This is a genomic window from Polaribacter sp. NJDZ03 (assembly GCF_019263805.1).
Taxonomy (GTDB): domain Bacteria; phylum Bacteroidota; class Bacteroidia; order Flavobacteriales; family Flavobacteriaceae; genus Polaribacter.
The window spans coordinates 1,897,501-1,914,416 of record NZ_CP079195.1; the positions used below are offsets into that span (position 1 = coordinate 1,897,501).

General features: G+C 33.1%; 10 protein-coding genes, 2 tRNA genes and 2 rRNA genes (1 of these 14 running past the window's edge). 10 read left to right on the plus strand and 4 right to left on the minus strand.

Features of this window, described 5'->3' with window-relative positions:
• The 4 genes from KV700_RS08135 to KV700_RS08150 form a co-directional block, all read right to left on the minus strand.
• Positions 1-246, minus strand: a 23S ribosomal RNA gene (locus KV700_RS08135) (it extends 2,638 nt beyond the left edge of the window).
• A 195-nt stretch (positions 247-441) separates the two neighbouring features.
• Positions 442-515: transfer RNA gene (locus KV700_RS08140), tRNA-Ala, on the minus strand.
• An 83-nt stretch (positions 516-598) separates the two neighbouring features.
• Positions 599-672: transfer RNA gene (locus KV700_RS08145), tRNA-Ile, on the minus strand.
• Positions 673-756: 84 nt separating this feature from the next.
• Positions 757-2,274, minus strand: a 16S ribosomal RNA gene (locus KV700_RS08150).
• Together the 16S and 23S rRNA genes with 2 tRNA genes alongside form the textbook arrangement of a ribosomal RNA operon.
• Positions 2,275-3,506: 1,232 nt before the next feature.
• Between KV700_RS08150 and thrS the strand changes: the two genes are divergently transcribed.
• From thrS to KV700_RS08200, 10 genes are all read left to right on the plus strand, one after another.
• Positions 3,507-5,447: a threonine--tRNA ligase gene (gene thrS / locus KV700_RS08155; RefSeq protein ID WP_208891056.1), complete on the plus strand. Its 1,941-nt coding sequence runs from the start codon at positions 3,507-3,509 to the stop codon at positions 5,445-5,447.
• A gap of 115 nt (positions 5,448-5,562) precedes the next feature.
• A complete protein-coding gene (infC, locus tag KV700_RS08160; RefSeq protein ID WP_166384504.1) occupies positions 5,563-6,081 on the plus strand; it encodes a translation initiation factor IF-3 in 519 nt (172 codons plus the stop codon).
• Positions 6,082-6,204: 123 nt separating this feature from the next.
• A complete protein-coding gene (gene rpmI, locus KV700_RS08165; protein WP_166384488.1) occupies positions 6,205-6,402 on the plus strand; it encodes a 50S ribosomal protein L35 in 198 nt (65 codons plus the stop codon).
• A 94-nt stretch (positions 6,403-6,496) separates the two neighbouring features.
• Positions 6,497-6,841 (plus strand): 50S ribosomal protein L20, encoded by a 345-nt coding sequence (rplT, locus tag KV700_RS08170; protein ID WP_068450935.1) that lies wholly within the window; start codon positions 6,497-6,499, stop codon positions 6,839-6,841.
• A gap of 83 nt (positions 6,842-6,924) precedes the next feature.
• Positions 6,925-7,503 (plus strand): hypothetical protein, encoded by a 579-nt coding sequence (locus tag KV700_RS08175; protein WP_166384486.1) that lies wholly within the window; start codon positions 6,925-6,927, stop codon positions 7,501-7,503.
• A 210-nt stretch (positions 7,504-7,713) separates the two neighbouring features.
• Entirely contained in the window at positions 7,714-8,919 is a 1,206-nt protein-coding gene (gene glgA / locus KV700_RS08180) for a glycogen synthase (RefSeq protein WP_218599741.1), read from the plus strand.
• Positions 8,920-8,923: 4 nt separating this feature from the next.
• A complete protein-coding gene (locus KV700_RS08185) occupies positions 8,924-10,189 on the plus strand; it encodes a glucose-1-phosphate adenylyltransferase (RefSeq protein WP_166384481.1) in 1,266 nt (421 codons plus the stop codon).
• Positions 10,190-10,231: 42 nt separating this feature from the next.
• Entirely contained in the window at positions 10,232-12,169 is a 1,938-nt protein-coding gene (locus KV700_RS08190; protein WP_218599742.1) for an alpha-1,4-glucan--maltose-1-phosphate maltosyltransferase, read from the plus strand.
• Between the two features lie 46 nt (positions 12,170-12,215).
• A complete protein-coding gene (glgB, locus tag KV700_RS08195; RefSeq protein ID WP_218599743.1) occupies positions 12,216-14,123 on the plus strand; it encodes a 1,4-alpha-glucan branching protein GlgB in 1,908 nt (635 codons plus the stop codon).
• A gap of 275 nt (positions 14,124-14,398) precedes the next feature.
• Positions 14,399-16,804 (plus strand): glycoside hydrolase family 31 protein, encoded by a 2,406-nt coding sequence (locus tag KV700_RS08200; protein ID WP_166384475.1) that lies wholly within the window; start codon positions 14,399-14,401, stop codon positions 16,802-16,804.
• Positions 16,805-16,916: the final 112 nt, after the last annotated feature.

A 16,916-nucleotide genomic window follows, 5' to 3' on the forward strand; every position in this document is an offset into this window, starting at 1 on the left:
CGCGTTCGCTCGCCACTACTAACGGAATCACTATTGTTTTCTCTTCCTCCGGTTACTTAGATGTTTCAGTTCACCGGGTTTACTCCTATTGCTAGGTGACATGTCTTCAACATGCCGGGTTGCCCCATTCGGAAATCTACGGATTAAAAGGTATGTGCCCCTCCCCGTAGCTTATCGCAGCTTATCACGTCCTTCGTCGTCTCTGAGAGCCTAGGCATCCGCCATACGCCCTTACTTAACTTATTGTACTTTTTGCTACAGTGTGTTACCACACTATAATGAACTCTTTTATATTTTTATAAAAAAATTATTTAATTAGAATATAAATATTCTAATTGTTCTCTATCTATTTGATTCTTACGATATCATTTTACCAATATGTCAATGAACTTGTGGCGAATCGCCACCGATAATTAAATCAGCAACAACATTAAGCCGTTGTGGAGAATATCGGAGTCGAACCGATGACCTCTTGCGTGCAAGGCAAGCGCTCTAGCCAGCTGAGCTAATCCCCCATTATGAAATTCAGAATAAATCCTAAATTATGAATGTAGAATCCTCTTACTTCCAGAATTTCCTTAGTATTTTTGCTTTTTTGTAGTCCCGGGCAGACTCGAACTGCCGACCTCTACATTATCAGTGTAGCGCTCTAACCAGCTGAGCTACGAGACTATAATAGCTTAAATACTTTTTATTTTAAAATTAACAGCAAAGAGTAAAAATGACCTTTTTTTGTAACTCACCATCTTTCTCTAGAAAGGAGGTGTTCCAGCCGCACCTTCCGGTACGGCTACCTTGTTACGACTTAGCCCTAGTTACCAGTTTTACCCTAGGCGGCTCCTTGCGGTGACCGACTTCAGGCACTCCCAGCTTCCATGGCTTGACGGGCGGTGTGTACAAGGCCCGGGAACGTATTCACCGGATCATGGCTGATATCCGATTACTAGCGATTCCAGCTTCACGGAGTCGAGTTGCAGACTCCGATCCGAACTGTGATATGGTTTATAGATTCGCTCTCTGTTGCCAGATGGCTGCTCATTGTCCATACCATTGTAGCACGTGTGTGGCCCAGGACGTAAGGGCCGTGATGATTTGACGTCATCCCCACCTTCCTCACTACTTGCGTAGGCAGTCTCGTTAGAGTCCCCATCATAACATGCTGGCAACTAACGACAGGGGTTGCGCTCGTTATAGGACTTAACCTGACACCTCACGGCACGAGCTGACGACAACCATGCAGCACCTTGTAATCTGTCCGAAGAAAACTCTATCTCTAAAGCTGTCAGACTACATTTAAGCCCTGGTAAGGTTCCTCGCGTATCATCGAATTAAACCACATGCTCCACCGCTTGTGCGGGCCCCCGTCAATTCCTTTGAGTTTCAGTCTTGCGACCGTACTCCCCAGGTGGGATACTTATCACTTTCGCTTAGTCACTGAGCATACACCCAACAACTAGTATCCATCGTTTACGGCGTGGACTACCAGGGTATCTAATCCTGTTCGCTCCCCACGCTTTCGTCCCTCAGCGTCAGTACATACGTAGTAGACTGCCTTCGCAATCGGTATTCTGTGTAATATCTATGCATTTCACCGCTACACTACACATTCTATCTACTTCCATATGACTCAAGTCAACCAGTATCAAAGGCAGTTCCATAGTTGAGCTATGGGATTTCACCTCTGACTTAATTGACCGCCTGCGGACCCTTTAAACCCAATGATTCCGGATAACGCTCGGACCCTCCGTATTACCGCGGCTGCTGGCACGGAGTTAGCCGGTCCTTATTCTTACAGTACCGTCAAGCTGGTATACATACCAGTGTTTCTTCCTGTATAAAAGAAGTTTACAACCCATAGGGCAGTCATCCTTCACGCGGCATGGCTGGGTCAGAGTTGCCTCCATTGCCCAATATTCCTCACTGCTGCCTCCCGTAGGAGTCTGGTCCGTGTCTCAGTACCAGTGTGGGGGATCTCCCTCTCAGGACCCCTACCTATCAAAGTCATGGTAAGCCGTTACCTTACCATCTAACTAATAGGACGCATAGCCATCTTTTACCAATAAATCTTTAATTAAAACTTGATGCCAAGTCTCAATACTATGAGGCATTAATCTTCATTTCTAAAGGCTATTCCTCAGTAAAAGGTAGGTTCTATACGCGTTACGCACCCGTGCGCCGGTCGTCATCTGTGCAAGCACAATGTTACCCCTCGACTTGCATGTGTTAAGCCTGCCGCTAGCGTTCATCCTGAGCCAGGATCAAACTCTTCATTGTATATTTTAAATATTTTAATGAATAAGTTTCAAAAGAATTTGTTTAAATAAATCTAAACATGGTTATTCTACTCTTTAATTACGCTGTCAATTTCAATATTTTCAATGAACTTTGTTTCAATCTTAATTAACAACTTAAAGAGGTTAATCGGTTAAAACTTTGTAGAAATGTTAGACTCGAACTAACTGACTTTTTTAATAATCATTCCAAATTTTCTTTGATCGTTTTTGCTGTATTTCTTAGCGGCTGCAAACATACAAACTATTTCTAATCTGACAATAAAAAATTAAACTTTTTTTTATTTCTTTTTATTTGCTTTAAAACTAAAAATCTCTGAACGTTTTTGCCGAAAATTTCGGACTGCAAACATACAACTCTTTTTAATTAGAAACCTAATGAATATTGAAATTTATTTTTAATAAAATTTTGAAATTTTATTTGGATAAACAACTAATCCTCACCTTACTTACAACTCCTCAATGAACATTGCTAACTGTGTGATAATCCTGTTAGCGGGTGCAAACTTACAACTCATTTTTAATCTAACAACTATTTTTTTACCTTTATTTTAATTTAATTTTACACGAGGTTTTAAGAAGCTTGTTTTGAGTGATTTATGAGGGGAGTTTTTTTGAAGTTATTTTGGAAGGTTTTGGGGATTGGGGTGGTTTTGGAAGTGGATGCTTGTTTGAAACACATAGGAACATAGAAAACATAGGTTGGGGTTTTCTTTGGATTCATAAAGATGAATAAGGAGTATTGGATTGGATGTTATAGTATATAGATTATAAAAACACATACTATTAAACCATAAATACCTTATTTTTAAATAACTAGAATTTATAGACCTCACAGGTTTTTAAAACCTGTGAGGTCTTGGTTATAGAATAGCCATTAACTGTTATGAACCCAAAAAATGATTTGTGGTATTTTTAACTTGAATAGAAAGAAGAAATCTAAAAATAGAACTTCAATCTGCAAATTAGCTGTGTTAGGGATAGAAACGGCATCCTTTTTGCTTTTCGCAAAAAGATATAGTGGAAAGCCCGACCTTTTTTCTTCTAAAAATATCTTTCATCGAAAAACCCTCTTTTATTAATGTAATCTCTAAGATAAACTAACTAAAAAAAAGGGAACACCCAGAAAAAACATACACTTATAATTAGTACATATATATATTGTGTGAAAAATTGTTTTCTAATATCTTTGCATTCTCAAATATTAGACATTAAATGATTAAAATAACTTTACCTGACGGAACTATTAAGGAGTTTGCTAAGAATAGCACTCCGATGGATGTTGCAAAAAGCATTAGTGAAGGGTTTGCTAGAAATGTAATCTCTGCAAATTTTAACGACGTAACCATTGAAACCTCTACCCCATTAACCACGGATGGTTCTTTAATTTTATACACATTTAATGACAATGGCGGAAAGAAAGCTTTTTGGCATTCATCTGCGCACGTATTAGCAGAAGCAATCTTAAGTTTTTATCCGAAGGCTAAATTAACGATTGGACCTGCTATTGATAATGGTTTCTATTATGATATTGATTTAGGTGATGACGTTATTTCTGACAAGGATTTTCCTAGTATAGAAAAGAAATTTTTAGAGATTGCTCGTGGAAAACATGAATTCTCTTTACGTTCCGTTTCTAAAGCGGATGCTTTGTCTTTATATAAAGCAGAAAATAACGAATATAAAGTTGAGTTGATTGAAAACTTAACGGACGGAGAAATTACTTTTTGTGACCATAGCAATTTTACAGATTTATGTAGAGGAGGTCATATACCTAATACAGGTATTATAAAAGCAATTAAAATAACGAGTGTTGCCGGTGCTTATTGGCGTGGTGATGAAAAAAATAATCAGTTAACACGTGTTTATGGAATTAGTTTCCCAAAACAAAAGTTATTAACTGAATATTTAGAGTTATTAGAAGAAGCTAAAAAACGTGACCACAGAAAACTAGGTAAGGAATTAGAATTGTTTACTTTTTCTCAGAAAGTTGGTGCTGGTTTACCTTTGTGGTTACCAAATGGTACTGCTTTACGTAATCGCTTACAAGATTTCTTAAAAATCGCACAAAAGAAAGCTGGTTACGAAGAAGTAATGACTCCACATATTGGCCAAAAAGAACTATATGTTACATCTGGTCATTATGAAAAATATGGTGCAGATAGTTTTCAGCCGATAAAAACGCCTAAAATGGATGAGGAGTTTTTATTAAAACCAATGAATTGTCCACATCACTGTGAAATTTATAACTTTAAACCTTATTCTTATAAAGATTTACCTAAGCGTTTTGCAGAATTTGGTACCGTATATAGATATGAACAAAGTGGTGAATTACACGGCTTAACACGAGTTAGAGGTTTTACGCAAGATGATGCGCATATTTTTTGCACACCAGAACAATTAGATCAAGAATTTAAAGATGTTATAGATTTAGTTTTATATGTTTTTGGTTCTTTAGGTTTTGAAGATTTTACTGCTCAGGTTTCTATTAGAGATAAAAGTAACCCTGACAAGTATATAGGAGATGCTGAAACTTGGGATGCTGCAGAACAAGCAATTATTAACGCTGCTACAGATAAAGGTTTAGATTTTGTGATTGAAGAAGGTGAAGCTGCCTTTTATGGACCTAAATTAGACTTTATGGTGAAGGACGCTTTGGGAAGAAGTTGGCAACTTGGAACGATACAAGTTGACTATAATTTACCAAAACGTTTTGATTTAACCTACAAAGGAGCCGATAACCAGCTACACAGACCAGTGATGATTCACAGAGCACCGTTTGGTTCTATGGAGCGCTTTATTGCGGTATTACTAGAGCATACGGGCGGTAACTTCCCTCTTTGGTTAACTCCGGATCAGGTTATCTTATTGCCAATCAGTGATAAATATGAAAAATATTCAGAAAAAGTTTTAAAATCGTTAGAAAATTCCGAAATTCGCGCCCTGGTAGATAACCGAAGTGAGAAAACTGGTCGTAAGATTAGAGATGCAGAAGTTAGCAAAGTACCGTTTATGGTAATTGTTGGTGAAAAAGAAGAACAGGATGGCACAGTTTCTGTAAGAAGACATGGTGAAGGAGATCTTGGTACCTTTACAATTGAAGAATTTATTTCTTTAATTAAAGCAGAAGAAAGTAAAACATTGAAGAAATTTTAATTAATTTTGAAATTCGTCTAGAAAATAAAAAGGTTGGAAAACAACCATTAGTTAAATTTAAAATTTATAAGTCATAGCAATTCGTAGAAGCAGGTCAAGAAGACCGTTAAGAGTAATCAAAGAAGATCAACATAGAATTAATGAGAAAATAAGATATGTTGACGAAGTTCGTCTTGTGGGCGATAATATAGAAGTTGGTGTATATCCTTTAGATAAAGCTAAAGAATTAGCCAGAGAACAGGAATTGGATTTGGTTGAAATATCACCAAAAGCTAAGCCACCTGTTTGTAAAATTATTGATTACAAGAAGTACTTGTATGAGCAGAAAAAACGTGAAAAAGTTTTAAAATCGAAAGCTACAAAAGTGACGATTAAAGAAATACGTTTTGGACCTCAAACTGATGAGCATGATTATGAATTTAAAAAGAAACATGCTCTTAAGTTCTTACAAGAAGGTGCTAAATTAAAAGCATTTGTATTCTTTAAAGGGCGTTCTATTATATTTAAAGAACAAGGTCAAATTTTATTATTAAAATTAGCCCAAGAGTTAGAAGAGTATGGTAAAGTAGAACAGTTACCAAAATTAGAAGGTAAACGTATGATTATGTTTATTGCTCCTAAAAAACTAAAATAAAAAGAGTTTTTAAAGTTTAAAGCTTCTTAGAGATTTTAAAGTTAGGTATTACTTAACTTTAAAACTTTTTGGACTAATAACTTTAATACTAAAGATAATAAGCAAGTTAAAAACGAAGGAGAGATGCCTAAAATGAAAACCAAATCTAGCGCCAAAAAACGATTTAAAGTTACTGGTACTGGGAAAATCAAAAGAAAGCACGCGTTTAAAAGTCACATCTTAACAAAGAAGTCTAAAAAACGTAAATTAAGGTTAACTCATGACGGTTTAGTTCATAAAGCCGATGAGTCTAACATTAAGCAAATGTTAAACTTGAAATAAGTTTAACTAGGGAATTTAATTATTAACCATGGAGCTAGGCCAAAAATAAAAAGTATTCATAATTGAATCGCCTACTACAAAACACATTGAAATTATGCCAAGATCAGTAAATTCAGTAGCCTCAAGAAAAAGAAGAAAAAAAATCTTGAAGGCTGCAAAAGGTTACTTCGGACGTAGAAAAAACGTTTACACAGTAGCAAAAAATGCAGTTGAAAAAGGTATGCTTTATGCATACAGAGACCGTAAAAACAATAAGAGAAACTTCCGTTCTTTATGGATTGTGCGTATTAACGCTGCAGCTCGTTTACACGGAATGTCTTACTCTCAGTTTATGGGGAAAGTGAAAGCTAACCAAATCGAATTAAACCGTAAGGTTTTAGCAGATTTAGCTGTTAACAACCCAGACGCTTTTAAGGCAGTTGTAGAAAAAATAAAATAAATAATAATACTTGCTTATAATAAAAACCCAAACAATAACGTTTGGGTTTTTTTTATAAATTTACAGATATTAAAAACCAACCAATGAAATCATTATTAATTACCTTGCTATTACTTACTGCTACTATTTCTTTTGCACAAGAAACAGAAGAAGGAACAAACTCTATTGAAAACCAATTTGATAATATCTATAGAGTATCTACCACATACCAGGTATATAAAGTAATAAGCAAAGACAGCTATGTAAACTTAAAGTCTAATGTTTTAGACTCTCTTAAATCTTCTAAAAAGATAATTTCTGAGAAAGATGTATTATTAAAAGCAGAAAAAGAGAATATTGAAAAAAATAAGATTCTTCTATCTAAAACACAATTAGATTTAGAGGCTGCTTTAATTAAAGAAAATTCTATTTCTGTTGCAGGTCTTCAATTAAGTAAAGTAACTTATAATCTTATCCTTTGGAGTATTGTAATTGGATTACTTTTGGCACTATCTTATTTTATTTTTAAATTTTCTAAAAGTAATGTACTAACAAAAGAGGCTAAAGATAATTTAGCTGAGATAGAAGAGGAGTTTGAAAAACACAGAAAAAACACATTAGACAAGGAGCAAAAACTTAGAAGACAATTACAAGATGAAATAAACAAACAGAGAAATAGTTAATTTATATGTAAAAAAACTCATTAATTAAACATAAACTATAAAATCTATGATAATTTTATAGAAAGCTACTTAATTAATACCTTAAAATTATCATTTTCATAATATTTGCGACTGAAATAAAAATCCACTCAATTATTTAGTCCATTAAATAGTATTTTGTTAACTTAGGATTTCTAAAAAAAACTAAACAAACTTAATTACTAAAATTTTATGAAAGCCCTTTTTTATACTAGAGAATATCCTCCTTATGTATATGGTGGTGCTGGTGTTCATGTGGAATATCTTGCAGCAGAATTAGCCAAGCTAATGCCTGTAGAAGTTAGATGTTTTGGAGATCAGGACGACAGTACCAACAACCCAACTGTAAAGGGTTTTCCGTATGAAAACCCAATTTTCGACAATTCAGACGATAAGCTTAAAGCGATCTTTAAAACTTTAAGTACAGGTCTGCATATGAATGCAGACCCTATAGATGCAGATATTGTACATTGCCATACTTGGTATTCACACTTTGCAGGGATTGTAGCTAAACTTTGCTACGGTATCCCTTTAGTAATTACTACACACTCTTTAGAGCCATTAAGACCCTGGAAAAGGGAACAATTAGGTCGTGGTTACGATGCTTCTTCTTGGATAGAAAAAACAGCCATTGAAATGGCAGATGCTTTAATTGCGGTTTCAGAAGAAACGAAACAAGATGTCTTAAAACATTTTAATGTAGATGAATCTAAAATAAAGGTTATCTACAATGGTATTAACTTACAACAATACATTACTACTACCAAAACCGATACTCTAGATGAATATGGAGTAGATAAAAGCAAACCTTATGTACTTTTTGTAGGGAGAATAACCAGACAAAAAGGAATTATTCATCTAGTAAATGCTATAAAATATATAGATCCAGATACTCAAATAGTACTTTGTGCTGGTGCACCAGATACTCCAGAAATTGGTGCGGAAATGAAAGATGCTGTTAACGAGGTTAAAAAAAATCGTAAAAATGTAATCTGGATTGATAAGATGGTTACTAAAGAAGAAATTATTCAATTATATTCTCATGCAGACGTATTTTGTTGTCCATCTATTTACGAACCTTTTGGTATTATAAATATAGAAGCGATGGCTTGTAATACAGCCGTTGTAGCTAGTGCTGTTGGTGGCATTAAAGAAGTTGTTGTTCATGGAGAAACAGGTTTTCTAATACCAGTAGAACAGCAAGACGCTGCTCCTTTTGAACCCATAAACCCAGATAAATTTGCTAGAGACTTAGCAGATGGAGTTAATAAGGTTATTAGCAATCCTGAATTAAGAGAACAAATGGCTCAAAAAGGACGAAAAAGAGTAGAAGAACATTTTGATTGGATATCGATAGCTAAGCAAGTAGAAGAATTATATAAAACACTAAAAAAATAACGTAATGATAAATGACAAAGTATTAGGAATTATTTTAGGAGGAGGACAAGGATCTAGATTATACCCACTAACAAAGGATAGATCTAAACCAGCAGTACCAATTGCGGGTAAATATAGATTGGTTGATATACCTATTTCTAACTGTATCAATTCTGATATTAAAAGAATGTACGTACTAACTCAATTTAATTCTGCTTCTTTAAATAAACATATTAAAAACACTTATCATTTTAGCTTTTTTAGTGAAGCTTTTGTAGATGTACTTGCGGCAGAACAAACTATTCTTAGCGATAAATGGTTTCAAGGAACTGCAGATGCGGTAAGACAAAGTATGCTACATTTCTTAGCAAATGACTTTGAGTACGCTTTAATACTTTCTGGAGATCAATTGTATCAGATGGATTTTAATGATATGATTAAAAAACATGAAGAAAGTGGTGCAAAAATTTCTATTGCTACTTACCCTGTTAATGCTAAAGATGCTACAGAATTTGGACTTTTAAAAACGAACGAAGAAAATATAATTACTTCATTCATAGAAAAACCAGCTGCTGAATTATTACCAGACTGGACATCTGATGTTGGTGATGAAATGAAAGCACAAGGTAGAGACTACTTAGCTTCTATGGGGATCTATATTTTTAATAGAGAATTATTAATAGAATTAATGAGTAATCCAGATACCAATGATTTTGGTAAGGAAATCATTCCTCAAGCTATTGATAAACATAAAACATTAAGTTATCAATATGAAGGATATTGGACAGATATTGGTAATATAGATTCTTTCTTTGAGGCTAATTTAGGGTTAACAGATGATGTTCCTAAATTTAATTTATACGATAATAAAGGTATTTATACAAGGCCAAGAATATTACCAACTTCTAAAATTGCTGGTTCTATTTTAAATAAAGCTGTAATTGGAGATGGTTGCTTAATTCACGCAGAAAAAATAGAAAGATCTGTTATTGGTATTCGTTCTAGAATTGGAAAAAATTCTCTAATATCCAATACCTACATGATGGGTAATGATTCTTATGAAACTTTAGAAGAAATAGCAGAAAACAATATTGATATTATGATGGGTATCGGAGACAGATGCTATATTCATAACTGTATTATAGATAAAAACTGTAGAATTGGTGATGATGTTAGAATTAATGGAGGTAAACATATTGCTAACATAGAAACCGACACCTACATGGTTAAAGAAGGAATTGTAGTAATTAAAAAAGAAGCTACCATAGCTAAAGGAACCATTATAGGATAAGAAAAACTTTTACTTTTTTATTATTTAAACTTAACAAAATTAATGCAAAATCAAAGTAGAATTGTAATAGAAAATATTGCTCCACAAATAAACCAAGGAACAGTAGATATTAAACGTGTTGTAGATGAAATTGTAAATGTAACTGCAGATGTTTTAGTTGATGGTCATGATGTACTTCAGGCTAATTTATTATTCAAACATGAAAAAGATAATAAATGGTCTCAAATTAGAATGACACCAACATTTAATGATGAATATTTAGCAATTTTTCAAACATCAAAACAAGGTTATTATTCATATAAAATTGAAGGTTGGGTAGATTATGCCTTGAATTGGCAACATGGTTTAGGAAGAAAAATAGATGATTCTCAACATGTAAGTTCAGAGCTTTTAGAAGGAGCAGAACTTTTAGCTACAATTCTAGACAAAGTTTCTTCTGAAGATAAAAATTACTTACTGCACCTTATATTCATTTTTAAAAATAATGAAAACTATACTGAAGCTGTAAAAGAAGCTGTCTCTAAAAGATTAACTGAAATTTTTAAAAAATATCCAGAGAAACTTTTAATAGAGACTTCTCCTGAATATAAAGTTTATGTAGATAGGAAAAAAGCACGATTTAGTACCTGGTATGAATTCTTTCCACGTTCTGCTTCTGAGCAAGAAGGTAAACATGGTACTTTTAATGATTGCCACAGATTATTACCTAAAGTTGCCCAAATGGGGTTTGATACTTTATACTTCCCTCCTGTTCACCCAATTGGTGAGGTAAATAGAAAAGGTAAAAACAATACTACTGTTGCACAAGATGGCGATGTTGGTTCTACTTGGGGAATTGGTTCTAAACATGGTGGACATAAAGACTTACACCCAGAATTAGGTTCTTTAGAAGACTTTAAAAACTTAGTTGCTAAGGCCAAAGAATTAGGTATTGAAGTGGCAATGGATTATGCTTTGCAGGCAGCACCAGATCACCCATGGGTAAAGGAGCATCCAGATTGGTTTAAATGGAGACCAGACGGAACTGTACAGTATGCTGAAAATCCACCTAAAAAATACCAAGATATTCTTCCAATTTATTGGGAAAGTAAAGACTTTAAAAATCTTTGGAAAGAATGTTTAGACACCTTATTATATTGGATAGACTGTGGAATTAATGTTTTTAGAGTAGATAACCCACATACAAAACCATACTTCTTTTGGGGTTGGATTATTGCTGAAGTAAAAAAACAACATCCAGATGTGCTATTTTTAGCAGAAGCATTTACTAGACCAAAGGTAATGCAACAACTAGCAAAGCAAGGTTATACACAATCTTATACTTATTTTACTTGGCGAAATTCTAAACACGAATTAATCGAGTATATGAATGAATTAACTAAAACGGAACAAAAGGAATATATGAGACCTAATTTCTGGCCAAACACACCAGATATTAATCCTTATCATTTACAAGGAGCTCCAGAAAGTAAGTACCTACAGCGTTATGCTTTAGCTGCAACTTTAAGTTCTAATGTTGGTATTTACGGACCCGTTTTTGAGCAAATGATCAGTGATCCGATTCCTGGTAAGGAAGAGTATTATATGTCAGAAAAATTTCAACTTTGTAATTATGATTGGTTTAAAGAAAATAAAGTAACTACTTTAATTTCTAAAATTAATCATATTAGAAAAGAACAAGAATCTTATCAACAAACAAATAATATTCAATTTTTAGAAACTGGTAATGATCAAATTATAGCTTTTTATAAATGGAATGATCAAAGAACTAATGAAACAATAACAGTGATTAGTTTAGATGCTTATAATTCACAATCTGGTTCTATTCAATTACCACTGCAAGCCTTAAAAATAAATCATGGTCAGAAAATTGAGGTAGAAGATTTAGTAACTAAAAATTGCTACAATTGGTATAATGAGTGGAATTATGTAGAATTACATGCCACACTTCCGTTTCATATCTTTAAAATTAATAAGTAAACAAAAAGCACCTTTTTTTAAAGGTCTTTCTTGAACTAATAAAACTATGGCACAAACAAAAGTACACAGTCTTTTTACAGAATTTGATATTAATCTTTTTCAGGCGGGTAAACATTATCGTTTATACGAAAAATTTGGTTCGCACATTATTACTGTAGATGGTGTAATAGGAACTTATTTTGCCGTTTGGGCTCCAAGCGCAAAATCGGTCTCAGTAATTGGAGATTTTAATTTTTGGTTAGAAGGTGAGCATCACTTAAATGTACGTTGGGATGGAAGCGGTATTTGGGAGGGTTTTATCCCTAATATTGGTAAAGGAACAATTTATAAATATAAAATAAGAAGTGCTAATAACGATATAACTACAGAAAAAGCAGATCCTTTTGCAAGAAGATGTGAACATCCTCCAAAAACTGCATCAGAAGTATGGGAAGATGATTATGCTTGGAAAGATAAAAAATGGATGAAAAACAGAAAGAAAAATAATGCACTAGATGCACCTTTTTCTGTTTATGAAGTCCATTTAGGTTCTTGGAAAAAGCAAATTGAAGAAGGACGTTTTTTAAGTTATAGAGAATTAGCAGAAGAGTTAGTTAATTATGTTGCAGAAATGAATTTTACGCATGTAGAGTTTATGCCAATTATGGAATTTCCTTATGACCCAAGTTGGGGTTACCAATTAACCGGTTATTTTGCACCCACCTCTCGTTTCGGATATCCGGATGAATTTAAATATTTAGTAGATAAATTTCACGAAAAAGGCATTGGAGTTTTATTAGACTGGGTTCCTTCTCATTTTCCTTCAGATGATCATGGATTAGGTTTCTTTGATGGCTCTCATTTATATGAACATCCAGATAGAAGAAAAGGATATCACCAAGACTGGAAAAGTTTAATTTTTAATTACGGAAGAAACGAAATAAAAGCTTTTTTAATTAGTAATGCAATCTTCTGGCTAGACCAATACCATGCAGATGGTTTAAGAGTAGATGCAGTTGCCTCTATGTTATTCTTAGATTATTCTAGAGAAGAAGGAGAATGGGAACCAAATGAATTTGGTGGAAGAGAAAATTTAGATGCCATCAACTTTATTAAAGAGATGAATGCAGCTGTTTATGAATCTTTTCCAGATGTACAAACAATTGCAGAAGAATCTACATCATTCCCAAAAGTATCTAAACCCATTTATGATGGAGGTTTAGGTTTTGGAATGAAATGGATGATGGGTTGGATGCATGATACACTAGATTACTTTGCAAAAGAACCTATCTATAGAAAACATCATCAAAACGAATTAACTTTCAGTTTAAATTATGCGTTTACAGAAAACTTTATGTTACCTCTTTCTCATGATGAAGTTGTGTATGGCAAAAAAGCATTAGTAGACAAAATGCCTGGTGATGAATGGCAAAAATTTGCCAACTTAAGAATGCTATATAGTTTAATGTATACACACCCTGGAACTAAATTATTGTTTCAAGGAGCAGAATTTGGACAAACAAGCGAATGGGATTTTGACGGAAGTTTAGATTGGCACTTATTAGAATATGGTGTGCATAAAGGCGCACAGAATTTAGTAAAAGACTTAAATAAATTATACAAAAAAGAACCTGCTTTACATGAAAAACAATTTTCTCCTGAGGGTTTTGAATGGATAGATCACGGAGATCATGAAAATTCTGTTATGTCTTATATAAGAAAAGGAGAAAATGAAAAAGATAATATAATTGTTATCTTAAACTTAACTCCAGTTCCTAGAGAAAACTATAGAATAGGGTTACCAAAATCTGGAACTTTAAAACCAATTTTTAATAGTGATGAGACCAAATATAACGGTACTGGAAACTTTACGAACAAAAAGTTAACTTCAGAAGAAAAAGTATGGAATAATAGAAACAATTCTATAGAATTAAATTTACCTCCGTTAGGAATGATTGCTTACAAGTACAAATAAATTTAAAATGTAAATCCTCTTTTATTATCATTCTATTATTCTGATAAAAAAAGAGGAATATTTTTTTTAACTTCATAATAAAAAACCTGATTTTTAAGACATTAAGAAAAATACCATCATTTTTAAAAAGAAAATATAATCTAATTATATTTAATTAAATAAGCAATATTTTTGCGTCTTAATTAAACCAATCCATTATCGTAGAAAAAAAGTATTCCATAATGCTCTTTTACAAATAATTACGATTTTTATAAGCACAATAAACAACCAAAATTATGATTGTTAATACAGAGTTAGAACAAAAAGGAAACTTATTTCCAACAGAAATAGTGAGCTACAAGAAAGATGTAGACACATTATATTTTACTACAAAGAACAATGTAATTTTACAACTTACTGTAGTAAGAGACAGTGTAATAAGATTTAGATACTCTACAACAGGTAAATTTGAAAACGATTTTTCTTACGGAGTTACAATTCACGCATCTAGAGGGTATGACTTTTTAGACGTAACGGAAGATGAAACTCACTATGTTGTAACAACTTCCAAATTAATCTGTAAAATAGAAAAAAGCAGTTTACAAGTTAAACTTTTTGATGCTGTAGATCTAAAGTTAATAAACGAAGATGAAATTGGTTTTCATTGGGAAGAAAGTTATGAATATGGTGGAGACATTGTAAAAATGAGTAAGACTTGCCAAAGATCAGAAAGTTTCTATGGTTTAGGTGATAAACCAGTAGACGTTAACTTAAAAGGAAAACGTTTTGAAAACTACGCAACAGATTCATATGCTTTTGGTAAAGATACAGATCCTATTTATAAAGCAATTCCTTTTTATACCGCTATACAAGGTGATAAATCTTATGGAATTTTCTTTGACAATACTTTTAAATCACATTTCGATTTTGCACATGAAAGAAGAAATGTAGCAAGTTTTTGGGCACAAGGTGGTGAAATGAATTATTATTTTATCTACGGACCTAAAATGGAAGATGTAGTTAAAAACTACACAGACTTAACAGGTAAACCTCATGCTTTACCTCCATTATGGGCTTTAGGATTTCATCAATGTAAATGGAGTTATTTTCCAGAAAGTAACGTAAAAGAAGTTACAAATACTTTTAGAGATTTAAAAATACCATGTGATGCTATTTATTTAGACATTGATTATATGGATGGTTTCCGTTGTTTTACTTGGGATAAAAACCATTTTCCAGATCCTAAAAGAATGGTTAGAGAATTAGAAGAAGACGGTTTTAAAACCGTAGTGATTATAGATCCAGGAATTAAAATAGATTTAGAATACGATGTTTTTAAAGAGGCATTAGATAAAGATTATTTCTGTAAACGTGCCGATGGTCCTTATATGAAAGGTAAGGTATGGCCTGGTGAATGTTATTTTCCAGATTATACAAAACCAGAAGTAAGAGAATGGTGGTCTGGTTTATTTAAAGAACTAATTGAAGACTTTGGTGTTAAAGGAGTTTGGAATGATATGAATGAGCCAGCTGTAATGGATGTTCCTAACAAATCTTTTCCAGATGATGTTCGTCATGATTATGATGGAAATCCTTGTTCTCATAGAAAAGCACATAATATTTATGGAACCCAAATGGCACGTGCAACGTACCACGGTTTAAAGAAATACGCATATCCGAAAAGACCTTTTGTAATTACAAGATCTGCATATTCTGGTGCGCAAAGATATACTTCTACTTGGATGGGAGATAACGTTGCAACTTGGGAGCATTTAGCAATTGCAAACAATCAAGCACAGAGAATGTCTATGTCTGGTTTTTCTTTTGCAGGATCTGATATTGGTGGATTTGCAGAACAGCCACAAGGAGAACTTTTTGCCCGTTGGATTCAATTAGGTGTATTTCATGCTTTTTGTAGAGTACACTCTTCTGGAGATCATGGAGATCAAGAACCTTGGGTATTTGGAGATGAAGTTACAGATATCGTAAGAAAATTTGTGGAACTTAGATACCAATTATTACCTTATTTATATACTTGTTTCTGGAATTATATTAATGACGGAACACCTATTTTAAAATCGTTAGTTTTATACGACCAAGAAGATACCGCTACACATCATAGAAGTGATGAATTTGTTTATGGTGAACAAATTTTAGTTTGCCCAATACAAGAACCAAACGCTAAAGGTAGAAGAATGTACATACCTAGAGGTAAATGGTATAACTTCTGGACAAATGAACTTATAGTTGGTGGTAAGGAAATTTGGGTAGATGCAGACATAGATAGCATGCCTATTTTTATTAAAGAGGGTGCAGTAATACCAAAATACCCTGTACAACAATATGTTGATGAGATAGAATTTGATGAAATTACTTTAGATCTTTATTATAAGGAAGGTAAAGAATCTTCACAATTATACGATGATGCTCATGATGGCTATGATTATAAAAAAGGAAGGTTTAGTCTACGTACTTTTAAAGTAACAGGAAAAAAAGAAGAATTAATTATACAACAACATAAACGTGGTGATTTTAACGCAGGTTATAGCAAGTTTAATATTGTATTCCATAATTTACCTTTTAAAATTACTTCTATTCAAATAGATAATGTTGAAACAAATATAGATCGAGTAATCTCTGGAAATACTCAATCTATACTTTTAGATAAAGAATTTACAGAATTACATTTATTAGGAAAATAAATTTTATAGCACTGTTTTTAGTGAGGTAACTACCTGAAAACAGTGAGATGAAAATACCCCATAAATGGGTATTGTAAAGTCTAAATTACTAGTGTAAATTTGTAACGTAAGT